At 62.1% G+C, this 15,628-nt stretch carries 15 protein-coding genes; 2 read left to right on the forward strand and 13 right to left on the reverse strand.

Annotated elements, in window-relative coordinates; genetic code table 11:
* Positions 1–583 precede the first annotated feature (583 nt).
* Positions 584–2,083, forward strand: a complete 1,500-nt coding sequence (locus B9H00_RS12945; protein ID WP_086900990.1) for a SulP family inorganic anion transporter — start codon at positions 584–586, stop codon at positions 2,081–2,083.
* A gap of 82 nt (positions 2,084–2,165) precedes the next feature.
* Positions 2,166–3,017 (forward strand): universal stress protein, encoded by an 852-nt coding sequence (locus tag B9H00_RS12950; protein ID WP_086900991.1) that lies wholly within the window; start codon positions 2,166–2,168, stop codon positions 3,015–3,017.
* 72 nt (positions 3,018–3,089) lie between these two features.
* On the opposite strand, the gene B9H00_RS12955 is transcribed toward B9H00_RS12950, so the two are convergent.
* The 13 genes from B9H00_RS12955 to B9H00_RS13015 form a co-directional block, all read right to left on the reverse strand.
* Positions 3,090–3,557, reverse strand: a complete 468-nt coding sequence (locus B9H00_RS12955; protein ID WP_086900992.1) for a hypothetical protein — start codon at positions 3,555–3,557, stop codon at positions 3,090–3,092.
* A gap of 84 nt (positions 3,558–3,641) precedes the next feature.
* Complete coding sequence (locus B9H00_RS12960) at positions 3,642–4,241, reverse strand: methyltransferase domain-containing protein (RefSeq protein WP_086900993.1); 600 nt, start codon at positions 4,239–4,241, stop codon at positions 3,642–3,644.
* An 84-nt stretch (positions 4,242–4,325) separates the two neighbouring features.
* Positions 4,326–5,048 (reverse strand): 3-oxoacyl-ACP reductase FabG, encoded by a 723-nt coding sequence (gene fabG, locus B9H00_RS12965; protein ID WP_086900994.1) that lies wholly within the window; start codon positions 5,046–5,048, stop codon positions 4,326–4,328.
* 67 nt (positions 5,049–5,115) lie between these two features.
* Positions 5,116–5,577, reverse strand: a complete 462-nt coding sequence (locus tag B9H00_RS12970; RefSeq protein WP_086900995.1) for an ApeP family dehydratase — start codon at positions 5,575–5,577, stop codon at positions 5,116–5,118.
* Positions 5,570–6,748 carry a beta-ketoacyl-ACP synthase gene (locus B9H00_RS12975; RefSeq protein WP_086900996.1) on the reverse strand — a complete coding sequence of 393 codons (1,179 nt, stop codon included), beginning with the start codon at positions 6,746–6,748 and terminating at the stop codon, positions 5,570–5,572. Before B9H00_RS12975 ends, B9H00_RS12970 begins: the two co-directional genes overlap by 8 nt.
* Positions 6,745–7,344 carry a DUF3261 domain-containing protein gene (locus B9H00_RS12980; RefSeq protein WP_086900997.1) on the reverse strand — a complete coding sequence of 200 codons (600 nt, stop codon included), beginning with the start codon at positions 7,342–7,344 and terminating at the stop codon, positions 6,745–6,747. The genes B9H00_RS12975 and B9H00_RS12980 overlap by 4 nt, the downstream gene beginning before the upstream one ends.
* Entirely contained in the window at positions 7,341–8,651 is a 1,311-nt protein-coding gene (locus B9H00_RS12985) for an NAD(P)/FAD-dependent oxidoreductase (RefSeq protein WP_236944280.1), read from the reverse strand. Before B9H00_RS12985 ends, B9H00_RS12980 begins: the two co-directional genes overlap by 4 nt.
* Positions 8,632–10,950, reverse strand: coding sequence for an MMPL family transporter (locus B9H00_RS12990; RefSeq protein ID WP_086900998.1), 2,319 nt, complete (start codon positions 10,948–10,950; stop codon positions 8,632–8,634). Before B9H00_RS12990 ends, B9H00_RS12985 begins: the two co-directional genes overlap by 20 nt.
* Positions 10,950–11,555 carry a LolA family protein gene (locus tag B9H00_RS12995; protein ID WP_086900999.1) on the reverse strand — a complete coding sequence of 202 codons (606 nt, stop codon included), beginning with the start codon at positions 11,553–11,555 and terminating at the stop codon, positions 10,950–10,952. The genes B9H00_RS12990 and B9H00_RS12995 overlap by 1 nt, the downstream gene beginning before the upstream one ends.
* Positions 11,556–11,599: 44 nt before the next feature.
* Positions 11,600–12,562, reverse strand: coding sequence for an LpxL/LpxP family acyltransferase (locus tag B9H00_RS13000; protein WP_086901000.1), 963 nt, complete (start codon positions 12,560–12,562; stop codon positions 11,600–11,602).
* Entirely contained in the window at positions 12,559–13,347 is a 789-nt protein-coding gene (locus B9H00_RS13005) for a glycosyltransferase family 2 protein (protein ID WP_086901001.1), read from the reverse strand. Before B9H00_RS13005 ends, B9H00_RS13000 begins: the two co-directional genes overlap by 4 nt.
* A complete protein-coding gene (locus B9H00_RS13010; RefSeq protein WP_157663222.1) occupies positions 13,344–15,065 on the reverse strand; it encodes an AMP-binding protein in 1,722 nt (573 codons plus the stop codon). Before B9H00_RS13010 ends, B9H00_RS13005 begins: the two co-directional genes overlap by 4 nt.
* A complete protein-coding gene (locus B9H00_RS13015) occupies positions 15,062–15,616 on the reverse strand; it encodes a COG4648 family protein (protein WP_086901003.1) in 555 nt (184 codons plus the stop codon). The genes B9H00_RS13010 and B9H00_RS13015 overlap by 4 nt, the downstream gene beginning before the upstream one ends.
* Positions 15,617–15,628: the final 12 nt, after the last annotated feature.

Consider the following 15,628-nt stretch of genomic DNA (forward strand, 5'->3'; position numbering starts at 1 on the left):
GCTGATCGCGGCCTTTTTTGTGGTGTCAGAACGTGTCCTTGAATCCCGGTACTCAGCGGTTGTCATCCTCTGGACGGCGGATGAGGGCTGCAGAATATGCCGACCGCGGGATGCATGATGAATCTTCGGCTGTTAAACTGCGCCGCAATTGATGACCTCTTTGATGAGTTGAAGCAATGATCTCGATGCCTGTCACGACCCTTTGGCGTTCCACGCCACCCTGAGCCTTTCAGGACTTTCCGCTCACCCGAGCGGTGCACTCGCACGAGTGCTTTTGTCGTGACGTCTCCGGCGTCAAATCCCCGTATGTCGTTTTAAATTAAATCGCTGTGTCACTAGAGGCTCGCCGCCCGTTACCGGGGGGCGGCATGTCATGTCCTGTTTCAGACAGGACCATGGTATCGATGCCGTCGCTGATCGTTTTTCGGCGCAAGGCGTCAGGCATGTTCATGGTATGTAGATAGCCATCGTAGCACGACAGGTCATCCGTTTTTCCGCCCGGCGCGCGACGTTTGAGCGCCGGCAGCACTCGCTTGCCCCATGGGGGCATCATGAATTTTTAACCGTGGAAGGAAGTGTGAGCATGAGAGGCTCAATAAAACAAAACTGGTTGTCCAATATACGTCCTGACGTGTTGTCAGGGCTGGTTGTCGCACTGGCACTGATCCCCGAGGCCATCGCCTTTTCCATCATTGCCGGCGTCGATCCTCAGGTCGGGCTATATGCGTCCTTTTCGATGGCGGTGGTCATCTCGATTACCGGCGGACGGCCGGCGATGATTTCGGCAGCCACCGGTGCCATGGCGCTTTTGATGGTGACGCTGGTACGCGATCACGGCCTTGAATATCTGCTGGCGGCGACCATCCTGACCGGGCTTTTGCAGATTCTGTGGGGCTATCTGAAACTGGCCAATCTGATGCGCTTTGTCTCCCGCTCGGTGGTGGTCGGCTTTGTCAACGCACTCGCCATCCTGATCTTCATGGCGCAATTGCCGGAGATCACCGGCGCCAATGCCACGCTGACGGTCTACGCCATCATGCTGGGCGGGCTGGCGATCATTTATCTCTTCCCGTATGTGCCGAAGGTGGGCAAGGTCGTCCCTTCGCCGATGGTCTGTATTGTGCTGATGACGGCCGTAGCCATGATCTTCGGGCTTGATGTGCGCACCGTGGGGGACATGGGCAGTCTGCCGGATAGCCTGCCGGTCTTCCTGATTCCTGATATTCCGCTCAATCTCGATACGCTCATGATCATCTTCCCCTATGCCCTGACCCTGTCGATGGTCGGGCTTCTGGAGTCGATGATGACCGCCACCATCGTCGATGATCTGACCGATACGCCCAGTGACAAGAATCGTGAATGCCGAGGCCAGGGCATTGCCAACGTGGCGACCGGTTTTCTGGGCGGCATGGCCGGCTGTGCCATGATCGGCCAGACCGTCATCAACGTGAAATCCGGCGGGCGGACAAGGCTTTCGACCATGACGGCGGGTGTGGGGCTTTTGATCATGGTGGTCTTTCTGGGCCCCTGGGTGGCACAGATTCCGATGGCCGCGCTGGTCGCCGTGATGGTCATGGTCTCGATCGGTACCTTTGACTGGGGCTCGATCCGTGATCTGCCCAAAAAGCCGCTGACCACCAACATCGTCATGCTCGCTACCGTGGCGGTGACCGTGGCTACGCATAATCTGGCCATGGGCGTACTGGTCGGCGTGCTGCTGGCGGCGCTTTTCTTTGCCAACAAGATTGGCCGAATCCTGCAGATTGATAGCGTGCTTGCCGAGCAGGAAGGCAAGCAGCAGCGTGACTATCACGTGCGCGGTCAGGTTTTTTTCGCCTCGACCACTCGCTTTGCCGATGCCTTTGACGTCAAGGAGGGGGTAGATCGGGTCTGCATCAACGTGACGCACGCCCATTTCTGGGACATTACAGCGGTCGAGGTACTGGATCGAATCGTCATGAAGTTTCGTCGAGAGGGCATCGATGTCGAGGTGATCGGGCTCAACGAAGCCAGTCAGACCATGGTCGATCGCTTTGGGGTACACGACAAGACCGATGGCATTATAGAGCCGGGCGGTCACTGAGCGTCATCATGTTTCCGGGCCACGGCATGTGTGCCCGGTATGAGCCACACTCGAACAACGACACGTGTTGCGGGAGATTCCCATGAGCAGAACCATCATTGCCTGCTTCGATGATCAGGCACGCTCTGACAGCGCCATCGGTGACTATGCGGCCTGGGCGGCCCGCCGGATCGAGGCGCCCTTGTGTCTTTTGCATGTTCTTGAGCAAAAAGTCATCACGCATGAGGATTATTCCGGCCAGATCGGGCTGGGGACTCGTGAGCGCATGCTGGAGGAGCGCACCGAAGAAGAAGGGCGAATGATTCGTCAGGCGCGTGACGAAGGACGCCAGATGCTTGAGGCGCTCAAGGCGCGTTTGACCGATGACACCCTGACGCCACAGACCCAGCAGCGCCATGGCGTGCTGGCAGAGACCCTGCGTGAACAGTGTCAAAAAGAGGATCTACTGGTACTGGGGCGATGTGGCCATCAGCACGATCATGAAGATGAAAGCACATCACTGGGCGCGCATCTGGAAGATCTGGCGCAGCATCTCGATGTGCCCATGCTGATCGCTCCGGCCCGGTTTCAGGTGCCGGCTCGTGCCATGGTGGCCTTCGATGGCAGTGAAAGAGGTCTTGAGCAGCTTTCGCGGCTGGTCAAATGGGGTTGGCTTGAAGGGCTCGAAACGCATGTGGTGCATGTCAGCGAACCGGCTGACAAGGCACCGGCCGAGCGTGGCGCTGAACTGTTGAAGGCGGCCGGTATTGATGCCCAGCCTGTCACTCTGGAAGGGGATGCCGGGCGCAAGCTACCGGCCTACGCTCGTGAGCAGGCGATCGATTTTGTCGCGATGGGCGCCTATGGACACAGCTCGCTGCGGCGCTTTTTGATGGGCAGTACGACCCACAGGTTGCTGGAGGCGATGCCGGGCGCGATTCTTTTGATGCGCTGATCACACCCCCACCGCCAGTAAAAAGGGGCGCCCGACCGGGCGCCCCTTTTTTGATCGGCTTCACAAGAGACGTTACTGCCCCATTGTGACCATGTCGCCCTTGAAGGCCACTTCGGTCACGACGTTGCCGGCACGGCACTCATAGCGCTGACTGTCCGGATTGGCGCGCTGTTCGTAGTAGCTGGTGATATTGACGATAGCATTGGCGCCGACCTGACGGGCACGCTCCTGCAGGGCCAGCAGCGACTGAAGCGCCGCCAGACGACAGGATTCGTCATCGGTACGTAGGGCTGCGCGTACCTTGTTGGAACTATAGAAGCCGCCACGACGTGTCTGAATGGCCGGATGCTGCTGGTCGGCAAAATAGAGCCGGATCGAGGGGTCGAGCTTTTCCTGCGCCTCGGGCTGCGTCATGACCTCGGACAGCGGCTGCATCAGAAAGGTGTTGCGTGCCTGTGCAGGGCCTGCCGTGGCCAGCATGATCAGGGCACCCGTCATGGCGGCAGCCAGTGAGACTTTAAAGGGCAGGTGGAAGGTCATCGAACGTCCTCCGGGAGGTATCAAAAAGGCAGGGTGCACAATGTAGCCTTTCACACACGTTTGCGAAAGGCCACGATGCGGGCCTCAGTCTGAAAACGGTTTACGAAAGGCCTGAAAGCAGTGCTGATTTCGCGGCAGTGCCACGACCCGGTGCGCATCGAGCCCCGGCACCCTGACGGGCTCAAGCTGCGCAAACGCTGGAATATCCTCGGGGCTGACCCGGTTATAAGGGGGGTGGTCATTCCAGCCCAGCAGCAGTAATCCGCCGGGACGCAGACAGTCAATGCAGGCGGTAAAGGCCTGTTCCACATCGGCCAGCTCATTCAACCCCCAGCCCAGCACGCCGTTACATAGCACGGCGTCGAGCCCCTCATCCGGGATATGATCGCCGAGCATGGTCAGGTTGCCCACGATATGGCTGTCTCCGCCAAAGGGGCGCTTGGCGGCGTCCAGATCGATGGTGGTGACCTCGGTGTCGCCCAGCAGTGACGGATAGTGATGGGTATACCAGCCACAGCCCACCATCAGCACGCGACGAATGCTGTCATCGCCTGCGATGGCCGGCAGAATGTGGTTTTCAAACATGATGCGGTCACGGTAAGGATAACGCAGCCGGACACCATGATGGTCCAGCGTGCGAAGGGTCGTGGCCGTCCAGCCATATAGCGCTGCCTTGAACGTCATGTATCGTCTCTCGTTATTGTCTTGTCGTGATACGAAACACTCAAAAACGAGCGCACTGCCTGATGCTGGCCTGAAAAAGCGCGATCAGAACAGTCCGCCGTTGACGGCAATCACCTGGCGGGTCACGTAGCTGCTGTCTTTCGAGCATAAAAAGCTGATGACACCGGCCACTTCCTCGGCATCGCCCATGCGCTGCATCGGGACGATTTTTTTGATGTCCACATCGATGTTATCGGTCATGTCGGTATTGACCCAGCCCGGCGCAATACAGTTCACCGTAATCTTTCTTTTGGCCAGCTCAAGCGCCAGCGATTTGCTGGCGGCGATCAGGCCGCCCTTGGCCGCGCCATAGTTGACCTGCCCACGATTGCCGATCACGCCGGCGGCGGAGGAGAGCACCACGATGCGACCGGGCTTTCGACGCTGAATCATGGGCATCACCAGCGGCCTGAGTACGTTGTAAAACCCGCCCAGATCCACGTTGAGCACGCTGTCCCACTGCTCATCAGACATGCCCGGGAAGGGGGCATCCTGATGAAAGCCGGCGTTGAGCACCACGCCATGATAGGCCCCGTGCTCGGCGATATCAGCCTCAAGACAGGCGCGTGCCTGCTCGCGGTCGCCGACATCGAATGACAGCAGGCGTGCCTGGCGACCCATGGCGGTGATTTCATCGGCCACGGCACGTGCGCCGGCCTCGCTGTGGCGATAGTGCACGACGATATCAAAACCGTCGCGTGCCAGACGCAGGGCGGCCGCCCTGCCGATGCCGCGACTGGCGCCGGTAATCAGGATGGTCTGTGACATGTCATCTTCCGATAGCGTTGGAGGGTATGTTCGTTGGCAATGAAGGGTTGAATGGACGGTGCGGCGATCATGCGTCATCCGGGGTCTGTAAAACACTCAACGTTGCCCTGGCCAGCCAGTCGTGTTCGGGGGTATCACCACTTCGGTAGAGCACTCCTTCAAAGGTGCCCAGGCCACTGTCGGCGACGGTGTCCACGCTGACTCTGACTTCCAGCGGGCAGTCAAAACTCAGGTAATCAGTGTTCGCCTCGAATCGTCGAGCGCCCAGCAGCATGCCCTGTCTGGGTGTGCCGCCCTCGCGAGGCTGCAGGGTTGACCAGGCCGCCGAGGCCTGGGCCATCCATTCCAGTGCCACCTGTACCGCAATGCCGCGGGTGCCGGCAAAAAGATCCCCGGATGAGGGGGTTACGGCGGCCACGATATGGTGCTCATCAGCATTGATGACGTGGTCGAGCAGACACATCGGCCCCTGATGCGGCACCAGCGAGGCCACGGGTGGCCAGACAGATTCCGGGCTGGACTCAGGCATCGTGACGCTCCAGCACCAGAGCGGCGTTGTTGCCGCCAAAGGCAAAGGCGTTGGAAAGCGCCACGCGCGGCTGTCCGGTGATCCCGGCATCTACCAGCGACAGGGGCATCAGCGAGGCGTCGAGCGGCTGATCATGAACATGGCGCGGCAGAAAGCCGTGTTCCAGCGCCAGCCAGCAAAAGGCGGCTTCAAGCGCACCGGCCGCGCCCAGCGTATGGCCGGTCAATGCCTTGGTCGAGCTGGCCGGCGGCTGGCGGCTGCCAAACACATCATGAAGGGCCAGCGCTTCCATCGCATCGTTATGTGTGGTCGCCGTGCCGTGCAGGTTGAGGTAGTCGATATCACCGGGAGTGCGGCCGGCCATGTCGAGCGCCTGACGGATGGCGGCGATGGCGCCGTGTCCATCCGGGGCTGGCGCCGAAATGTGATGGGCGTCCGAGCTTTCCCCGTAGCCGGTCAGCTGAATGCCGCCGGGCTCGCGGGTGACGATGAAAAGCGCCGCCGCTTCGCCGATGTTGATGCCACATCGGTCCGCCGTGAAGGGCTGACAAGGTGTATCGCTGATCGCGCCCAGCGCATCAAAGCCATGGACGGTCAGGTGACACAGGGTGTCGGCGCCGCCGGCGATCACGGCGTCGGCCTGGCCTGAGAGCAGCAGGCGTCGAGCCGCGCTCAGTGCCCGGGCGCCAGAGCTGCAGGCCGTGGAGATGGTCCAGGCGGGCCCCGAGAGGCCGAGGTGCGCGCGAATGAAATGGGCCGGCGCGCCCAGCTCCTGATGGGCATAGCGATAGTGTTCGTCAAAGTCGTTGCCGGGCCCGGTACGGGCGATGGCCGCCTCGGTTTCGGAGATGCCCGAGGTGCTGGTGCCCATGACCACCGCAATGCGATCCGGGGCGTGGTGTTTGAGCGCCTCATCCAGCTGTGGACTCAGCGCCGCCAGTGCCGTGGCAATGAGGCGGTTATTGCGGCTGGTATGCTCGACCGGCCAGCCCTTGGACGAGACCAGCGCCGTCGTGATATCGCCCAGCGCCAGTACGCGCCCTGGCGTGTAGCGCTCGCTGTTGGTCAGCCCGCGCTGCCCTGTGGCCAGCGCCTTCATGATGGTGTCGTGGTCTCCGCCGAGGCTGCAGATCACGGCCGGCGAGGAGAGTCGGCAATCCTTACGCGTCATGGCGTCTTTCCCGCGTTTTGAGTGTTGCCGAAGGGCGTGATGACCATGCGATAACCAATCTGGAAATCGGTCAGGACGTCATGGGCCTGGTCGGTGGGGTGATCAATGGTATCGATGCGAGCCATGAGCGTGTCGCCGTCCAGAATCTCGCGCACTCGGCCATGTTCGAAACGCTGATCCTGTACCCGCCATGTACTGCCCTTGAAGACCGCCTGCAGATCGGCTTCGGGGCGCAGGCTCCATTCCAGACGCTGGGCAAACCATTTGGCCGGAAAGGGCGGCTCATCCATGATCGACTGGGTGTAGCGCGCGCCCTGATCGTCGCGTACCAGCGTGAACAGCCGCTGACCGGTGGGCGTGGCAATCACCACGCGCATCCCCTGATCAGAGAGACGAATGACCGACAGCAGTGTCTGCTCGGGGCGTGAGGCATCAAAGGGAGTAATGGTCAGCTTGCGCTTGAGCGTTTGTGTTTCGCCCTGCCAGCCGGGCGCCGACTGGGGTGCCATGGCCGGCACGCCACAGCCGGCAAGCAGGGTCAGCATCAGCAAAAGCGCGGCGGGCCAGAGTCGTCGGGACATAAAAAGGGCTGTCATGCGGCGTGTCCACACAGTTGGGCCAGCGTGTTGAGATGGCGACGCGGCTGGCTGACGAAGGGGTTGTTGTCATCCCAGGCATAGCCTGCCAGCACGGCGCTGATCATGCGCCGCAGGTAGGCCGGTGGCTCGGGATGGAAGATGATGGCCGGCAGTCGGCCATCGTACCAGGCATCCACAAAGGCGCGGAAGGTATCGATGCCGTGACGCAGCGGGTGCTCGAAATCTTTCTGCCAGTCCACAACCTGGCCCTCGAGCTGTGCTCTGACCAGCGGTACGGCCAGACAGGCCGAGCGCACGGCGATAGTGACACCGGAGGAAAAAATGGGATCGAGAAATTCTCCGGCGTTGCCCAGGATGGCGTAGCCCGGCCCGGTGAGCGTGGTGACATTGCGGCTGTACCCGCCAAGTGCTGCCACTTCGCGATGAGGCGTGGCGGGGTCGAGCCAGTCATCAAGCTCGCCAAAGGCCTCAAGGCACGCCTGAAAGCGCTGTGGCGCGTCGGCATCCGGGGGCGCCAGTCGTGAAAGCTCATCAGGCGCGCCGACAAAGCCGGCCGAGGCCCGGCCGTTGGCAAAGGGAATCACCCAGTACCAGACATTGGCCTGTGGATGCAGCCCGATCTGAATCTTGGTGCGGTCAAACCCGTGTTCGCGACAGGCCTCGGGCGTCAGCGATAGATGGGTGAACAGGGCCTGGCGCGGCGTCAGATGGGTTTCTTCCAGCGTGTTTTCCAGCCGCCCCAGCACCTGGGCCAGACCGCTGGCATCGAGCACGAAGCGGGCCCTGAGCTGCCAGCAGTGGTCCTGCTCATCACGAATGGTCAGTGTCGGGATCTCGGGGTGGCGATCAAAGGCCATGACCCGCTGACCAAAACGCACCTCGGCGCCGCGCTCACAGGCGGCCTCGATCAGGCGCTGATCGAAGTCGGCACGCTCGACCTGCCAGGCCTGCCCCGTCCCTTCGCTCGACTTGTCCTGGAAGTTGATGTTGACCCGCTCATCGCCGCGGACAAAGCGGGCACCATTTTTCATCTGATAGCCGGCACCCGAGACCACTTCGGCCAGTCCTGCCATTTCAAGGTCCATCAGACACTGCGGCAAAAGGCTCTCGCCGATGGAAAAGCGCGGGAAGTGCGTCGCCTCGATCACGATGATGCGATGGCCGGCCCTGGCCAGCATGGCGGCCGCCACGGCACCGGCAGGCCCGGCACCGATGATGGCCACATCGGTGTCATGCAGAGGCATTTCGGTCTCGGCAGGGGTGGGCACAGAAGTGGTCATGGCGTTATCCGTGGTCGTGTTCATGGTCGGAAGTCGTTGTCTGATCCCCAGGCAGGCGATGCTGCACCAGCGCCGTGAGCAGCCAGACGCTGGCAAGGCCGATCAGGGTGGTCATGCCGATATGATGAAGTACCGGCGTGGCGCTGAAGGCCAGCAGGCCAAAGGCCAGAAGACTCGAGATGATCGACAGCGTGATCGCAAGCCAGGCGTGGTGCGCTCTGGGATGTTCCTGCATGAAGATGCCAGCGTCCAGCCCGATTCCCAGCACCAGCAACAGCGCCAGCTGATGAAACAGATTAAGCGGCACGCCCAGCAGGGCATAGAGCGTCAGCACGGTCAAAATGGCGCCGCCGGCTGGTGCAATGACGCGCCAGGTGCGCCAACGATAGCGCAGGGCCAGCATCAGGGTCAGCACCACAAGCGCGCCGGCCACCCACTGCGCGATCTGGCGGCGCAGCTTGCCCAGCACGTTGCTGATCTGCTCGACCCGGTCGACCAGCTCGATATGTTCATCGCTACGCGCCAGGCTCTCCAGTTGCTGGCGTCCGGCACTGTCGAGTCGGCCGTTCAGCGTGATCATGCCGGCGACCTGTCCCTTGCCGATATCGCCCAGCCACAGGCGCTGATCACTCTCGCCCAGGGGGCTGGCCAGCCAGTGATCCAGCGTCAGCGGTGGTGATGTTTCCAGCATGGCCATGGCGCGTTCGTACAGTGCCGGCGGCAGACCTGCCGAGGCGTATACGCGATCAAGCTGCTGCTGGTAAAGCGTGCGGGTGCGTTCAAGATTGGCGCTTTGACGTGCTCCTGAAGGAACGTGATCGGCCAGGCTGGTATGACTGCTCAGGTGGCCATCCTTCACCAGCCTGTCCAGCATCGGGTCAAGCGACTCCACCCGACCGAGAAAGCCCTCACTGTCGTGAGCCGTGATCAGGAGATAGACGGTGCCGGTATCGCGTCCTAGCTCGCGCTGAATCAGCGCTTCATCGCCGAGCAGCTGCTGTGAAGAGGTGTTGAGCAGACGCAGGCTGTCATCGCTTTGCAGGCGCACGCCGGCAATGACAACGGCGATCACGGCCAGTACCAGTGCCAGGCGCGGGCCGAGCCGACCACGAAGACGCTCGAGCACCTGCCAGAGCCGCCCGGCCAGTGTTTGCGTACCTGGAGTGGTGCGCACGCGCGTCATGGGCAGCCACAGCACCACGGTCAGCCAGGCGCCGATCAGGCCGCAGCCGGCAAACACTGCCATCTGACGAAGCCCAGGCATGGGGGTGAAAGCTTGGACCACATAGGCCATGACGCTGGTCACAAGACCAAGCGCCAGCCCCGGCAGCATGGTGCGCAGCCGAAATGTCCGGCCGGCCAGCACTCGGGCGCACTGAAGATGCAGGGCGTAGTCGATGGCCACGCCGATCAGGCTGCTGCCAAAGGCGATGGTCAACAGATGAATGCCCTGAAACCACCACAGGGTGATTGCCAGTGCAAACACACCGCCGGTTGCCAGTGGCAGCAGCAGGGTGGCGATCGTGACCGGTGAGCGAAACACCACCAGCAAAATGAGCAGTACCCCGATCAGTGAGCCCAGCCCGATGGTACTGATCTCGCTTCTGGCCTGATGGGCGCCGTCGGCGGCGTGAAAGACCATGCCGGAGCGCCAAAGATGCGCTTCTGGGTGCGTCTTTTGAAAGCTTGCGATGGCATCGGTCAAACGATCCTGCAGCCCCGTATCCCAGGCATTACCCGAAAGTGTTGCGGTCATGACAACCAGGTTTCGGCCATCGACCTTGAGCGTGACCAGATCGCCCTGCGTATCGAAGCGGGTGGAGAGCTGGCTGTCGAGCCAGCGGTTGAGCAGTCCGAAGGGGTCGCGCACCGGGTGCTGGTCGATTCCGGTGGGCATGACCAGTGAGGACAGCGACTGACGACGCAGGTCATCGGTGTCACCGCTGTCGATGGTCGCGCGCAGATCATCACTGAGCAGCCGATAGCGCGATGGCCCCAGTACTTCGAGCAGGCTGTCGAGCTGATAGTCGCCCGGGCGATAGCGCAGTTCGCTGACAACGCCTGCCGCCTCCAGATCGCTGGCCAGTTCGGCCGCCGCCTCTCCGGGTTGCTCGGCATCGAGCAGCAGCACAAACCGGTGCGTAAAGGGCGCGCTGAGCTGATCGTTGGCGCGATCAACCCCGGGAGACTGGTGGGTCTCGGGCAGCAGTGCCGTGATGCGGGTATCAAGACTTGCCCCGCGCAGCAGCTGCCAGGCGCTGAAGATCAGACAGATCGTCAGCACCAGCCCCCATAGAAGTGCCGGCAGTCGCAGCGAGCGCATTATGGCGAAGACACCTGTTGCGAAGCGGCGTCAGAGGCGCCGGGGCTTTCGTTCGGCGGCAGCAGATGAATATCGAGGCGATCGCCATCGGCCATGGCCATGCCGATCTGTTCAAGGCGCGCATCGCCATGCATGTCGATGGTATGGAGATAGTTCGCCAGCCCTTGCTGGCGTGGCACCAGCGTGGCATGCCAGTCCGCCTGATCGCCTTCAAGCGTGATGTCAAAGCGTTCTGCCAGCGCCGAGAACTGGCCGTTGAGCAGCTGCATGATCAGCGTCGCCACGCCGGCCGGATCATCGTTGATGTGCTCGCCGTTACGCTCAATGCCTGATTTTGAAAGCTCCATGGTCTCTTCTACCGGCGACTCCAGTGACCAGATCACGTGGTCGCCCTGTTCGAAGCGATAGCGACCGTGGCCATCGATCCGGGTGTCCAGATCGGCCAGATAGCGGGTCTGCTCGAAACGCCCGGACACGTCGCCCTGAGCGGCCAGGTGGTCTGCCAGAGTCTCAAGGCTCATGGCCCTGGCCGGCAGGGCGGCCATCCACAGTGGGAGGGTGACAACGAGAAGGCTCAGCGGTCGTAAACGCGTGCGACAAGACATGTAACTCAAGCTCCTGGGCCGGCAGGACAGCGGGTGTCCGTGGTTTAACGGGGTGGACGTGCGTTTTGCTTTTCGGACTGCCAGAACGGGTAAAAGTTGAACCACTGTAGCGGATAACGACAGCAGAAATGCTCCAGGCGCGAGACAAAGTGCTTCATGGTGCTGTCCATCCAGGCATCGCGCGTCCGGCGCGAAAGACTTGTGGCATCTCCCAGCGACTCAAAGTGCACGTAATGTGACTGTCCCTGCCGGGCGCAGACCAGCAGATACAGCGGACAGCGCAACAGCATGGCCAGCCAGAAGGCGCCTTCGGGAAAGGGCGCCGGTCGGCCGAGAAAATCGATCCAGCGACGTCGGGCGTCGGCTTCGATGGGTTCGCGGTCGGCGGCGATGACCACAAAGCCTCCCTCGGCCACACGAGCCTGAAGCCGCTGGGCCGTGGCAGGCCCCATGTCGCTGACCTCGATGATGTCCACCGACAGCGGGCGGTCGATATCGTTGAACAGGGAGTTGAAGCGCTGGGCGTGCTGAGTATGCATGACCACGCTCATCTTCAGATCGCGACGCAGTCGTCCGAGCGCCTGGCAGACCTCGTGGCTGCCCAGGTGCGTGACCACAATGATGCCGCCCTGACCGGAATCGATGGCAGCTCTGAGTGTTTCACGCTGCTCGATATGGATGGACTCGGGGGCAATGCGGCCGTAAAGCGCCAGCACCTTGTCCAGAATGGCCGTACCGAAGGTGGTGAAATGACGCACGGTGGTCAGACGCGGCATCGACACCGAGGGGCAAAAGGCCTTGAGTCGTGCCTGATATTCGCGTGAGGCACGTCGGGCGATCGGACGGCGCAGCCAGTAATAGATTCCGACCAGAAACAGCACGCCCTGATAGGCATGCGCTCCGAAACGGTCGTAAATGGCCAGCATCAGCCTGATGCCGCCAAGCGAGCCGGACTCACTGATGGCCGACCAGTGGCGCGGCGTACGTTTGCGTCGTGATGATGTCATGAAGAGCTCTTGTGTTGCGCCTCGCGCCGATGCCGGCAGCGCCTGAAGATCAGCATCGGCACTCGTATCAGCATGCCCAGCGTCAGACGCAGGTGCATGCGTGCCATCAGAACGTTGTCGCGAAAAAGGCGAAAGTGGGAGACGCCATCGGTGGGATAGGTTACCCGCACCGGCAGGTTATCGACCGGATGACCGGCCCAGAACCAGCGCACCAGCACCTCGGTATCAAACTCCATGCGATTGCCGCAGCCGTGGCGCAAGAGCATGGCATTGAGCGGGGCCAGCGGGTAAAGGCGCACGCCGCACATGGTATCGCGCAGCGCCATGGACAGCGTGTTGAACCAGACCCACACATGAGTGATGTAGCGACTGACAAAGCGATGAAGCGGCACGCTATGGTCAAAGCGCGGATAGCCGATCAAAAGCCGTTCGGGCGCCTGCCTTGCCGCCTCGATAAAAGGCGGCAGGCTGGCACGATCGTGCTGGCCATCGGCATCGACCTGAAGCGCATGGGTAAATCCTAGGGTCTGGGCATGAGCAAGGCCGTGGCGAACGGCATACCCCTTGCCGCGATTGTGCGGCAGGCGCAGCAGGTGCACATCACTTGCCTGCGCCAGACGATCGAGTACCCCGGCACAGGCCGCGTCGCTGCCATCATCGACCAGCACGATGGGTAGTTTCAGATCGGCGAGCCCCTCACAGGTCGCCACAATGGCGTGCTCATGGTTGTAGACGGGCACCAGCACGCAGGGCGTAAACGCGGCACGGTCTGGGGTGCGATTCATGAAGACTCCCGGGCGCCGGCGGCCGGATCGACACCGAGCAGACGCAGTTGCAGATGCTGACCCCGATGCGAGGCGACGGTGATGTTCAGATCGTCACGCTGGCGGGTCAGGGTCATGACAGCACGATCGCCTGGCAGCAATGGGGCAGGAAAGCGCACCCGACGCATGTCGCGCCATCGATCCGGTTCGCCGAAAAGGCGCTCGGCCTGCTGGCGCGCCCAGTGAATCAGGGCAATGCCGGGCACGATCGGGCGGCCCGGGAAGTGGCCTTCCAGTGCTGCCAGTCGCTCCGGGACCTCAAGCGTAATCCGGCGTTGATCGAACGTTGGAGACTCGATATCCAGCCAGCGTGGCTGTCGTCGATCGTCCAGATCATCAAACAGGTGGCGTGCCATGGTCCGGGTCAGCTTGCCCTGCGCGTTGACCGGCAAATGGTGCACAAAGCGCCAGAAGCGCGGCAGCACCACCGGCTCAAAGGCATCGGCCAGATGCTGTCGCAGGGCGCTGATGAGGGCTCGGCGCGTGTCATGATCATGAGCAATGCTTTCCTCGGTCATGGCCACAATGGCGCCAATGCGGCCGCCCGAATGATCGATGGTCAGACAGCGGGCACTCAGGACGCCAGCAAAGCATTCGATATGATGAGCCAGCCCTTCAAGCGAGACCCGTTTGCCGGCGACCTTGACGATACGGTCGGCGCGCCCGTGGAGGGTAAAGCGGGCAGGGTGCTCGTCGAGCAGCTCGATGTGGTCGGCCTGCTCGTGCCACTGTTCCGGCTCGGGCAGCCGTTTTGATCGCAAAAGGGTACGTTTACCGTCGCAGCGCAGCACGACATCATCAAGCGCCTGCCATGTCGTGTCCTGACATGGTCTGCGCCAGGCAATGGCGCCGCTTTCCGAGCTGCCGTAGATTTCGATGAGCTCACTGCCCATCAGGGCTTCGGCCTGTACGGCGGCGTCATGGGGCAGGGGAGCCGCGGCACTGAAAATGCGTCCGGGGGCGCGCTCCGGCATGCCGGTAGTACTTTCCGGCAGGCGGGAAAGCTGGGGCGGTGAGCTGATCAGGGCGCTGACCGGCAGGCGGGTCAGCCACTCGGCCAGCGTCTCGGGCCAGGTCACGATCTCGAGCCCGAAGGGGTGTGAGGTGGCAAGCGCCCTCAAAAGTCCGGCGGTCAGCCCCCAGGTATGCTGGTGACTGACCTGACTGATGACGACCCCTTCCGCGAGCGGCCAGTGCCGCTCAAAGGCGGCGACTTCTGCCTCGAGCTGGCCCAGAGTGCGAAAGATGGGCGTGGGTTCGCCGCTGGAGCCGGAGGTGAACAGCACCACAGCGTCATGATCGGGCGACAGATCGGGAATGGGCCGAGACGGCGTGACCGGCGCTGCGGGGACCCATGCATCGACAAACTCTCCCAGCAGGGTCAGATGGTGCCGGCGCAGATGAGCCACGGTCTCTGGCAGATTGTCGCCAGGTAGCCAGACCCGATGGCCGGCGTGCCAGAGCCCGAGCAGGGCCGTCGTAAACCGCCATGGGTCAGTGTCGTAAAGGGCCACATCCTGTCCGGCCGGTAGCGGCGTATTGGCCCAGGCCTCGATGGCCTGCCACAGTTCACCGCGGGTGCGTACCCGCTGTCCTGATTGGGCCACGATGTCATCGGGCTCTCCCGTCAACCACGGGCAGCGGGTCAGTGATGGCGCGCAGAGAGAGTGATGAATCATGCGTGCACCGTTTTGCGTCGAACGCGCTGACGTACCAGCCATTCACCGGCCATCAGCAGTGCCGCCAGCAGGTAGCTGATGGCCCCCGTATAGATCTGCCAGACGTTCAGGGGGGCCCACAGCGCCAGCGTCAGAGCGACAAGGGCGTTGAGCGTCATGAAAATGCCCCACATCCAGGTCACACGTCGGGTGTAGCGCACGCCACTGGGAGGCAGGTCGGGCTCTGAAAGACGCGCCAGACGCTCGATCAGGGGAGTGGCCCGCAGGCTGCCCAGAAAGACCAGTGCCAGCGAGACATTGATGATGACCGGATAGAGCCGAATGCCCAGTTCGGCCTGCCCGCCAAGCAGCAGGGCCAGCAGTATCACCAGCACCGCAGTCCAGCGCAGGCGATGAAGGCCTGCCAGCCACTGAAGACTGGCCAGAACCATGAAGGTGATCAGCAGGGCCCGGGTGCCCCATAGTGGCAGAACGACCCAGAGTGCGACCGGAAACAGCACCATCGAAAGCGGTGATGACCAGTGACGTGTTCCCGGGCGTCCGGCGGGCATGACTCCCATCAT

Source organism: Kushneria marisflavi (assembly GCF_002157205.1).
GTDB lineage: Bacteria > Pseudomonadota > Gammaproteobacteria > Pseudomonadales > Halomonadaceae > Kushneria > Kushneria marisflavi.

Coding starts and splice junctions, on each gene's coding strand:
- B9H00_RS13010 (WP_157663222.1), bottom strand. CDS start 15,065: ATGATTCATCACTCTCTCTGCGCGCCATCACTGACCCGCTGCCCGTGG.
- B9H00_RS12960 (WP_086900993.1), bottom strand. CDS start 4,241: ATGACGTTCAAGGCAGCGCTATATGGCTGGACGGCCACGACCCTTCGC.
- B9H00_RS13000 (WP_086901000.1), bottom strand. CDS start 12,562: ATGACATCATCACGACGCAAACGTACGCCGCGCCACTGGTCGGCCATC.
- B9H00_RS12945 (WP_086900990.1), top strand. CDS start 584: ATGAGAGGCTCAATAAAACAAAACTGGTTGTCCAATATACGTCCTGAC.
- B9H00_RS12970 (WP_086900995.1), bottom strand. CDS start 5,577: ATGCCTGAGTCCAGCCCGGAATCTGTCTGGCCACCCGTGGCCTCGCTG.
- fabG (WP_086900994.1), bottom strand. CDS start 5,048: ATGTCACAGACCATCCTGATTACCGGCGCCAGTCGCGGCATCGGCAGG.
- B9H00_RS12950 (WP_086900991.1), top strand. CDS start 2,166: ATGAGCAGAACCATCATTGCCTGCTTCGATGATCAGGCACGCTCTGAC.
- B9H00_RS12995 (WP_086900999.1), bottom strand. CDS start 11,555: ATGTCTTGTCGCACGCGTTTACGACCGCTGAGCCTTCTCGTTGTCACC.
- B9H00_RS12955 (WP_086900992.1), bottom strand. CDS start 3,557: ATGACCTTCCACCTGCCCTTTAAAGTCTCACTGGCTGCCGCCATGACG.
- B9H00_RS13005 (WP_086901001.1), bottom strand. CDS start 13,347: ATGAATCGCACCCCAGACCGTGCCGCGTTTACGCCCTGCGTGCTGGTG.
- B9H00_RS12985 (WP_236944280.1), bottom strand. CDS start 8,651: ATGAACACGACCACGGATAACGCCATGACCACTTCTGTGCCCACCCCT.
- B9H00_RS12990 (WP_086900998.1), bottom strand. CDS start 10,950: ATGCGCTCGCTGCGACTGCCGGCACTTCTATGGGGGCTGGTGCTGACG.
- B9H00_RS12975 (WP_086900996.1), bottom strand. CDS start 6,748: ATGACGCGTAAGGATTGCCGACTCTCCTCGCCGGCCGTGATCTGCAGC.
- B9H00_RS12980 (WP_086900997.1), bottom strand. CDS start 7,344: ATGACAGCCCTTTTTATGTCCCGACGACTCTGGCCCGCCGCGCTTTTG.
- B9H00_RS13015 (WP_086901003.1), bottom strand. CDS start 15,616: ATGCCCGCCGGACGCCCGGGAACACGTCACTGGTCATCACCGCTTTCG.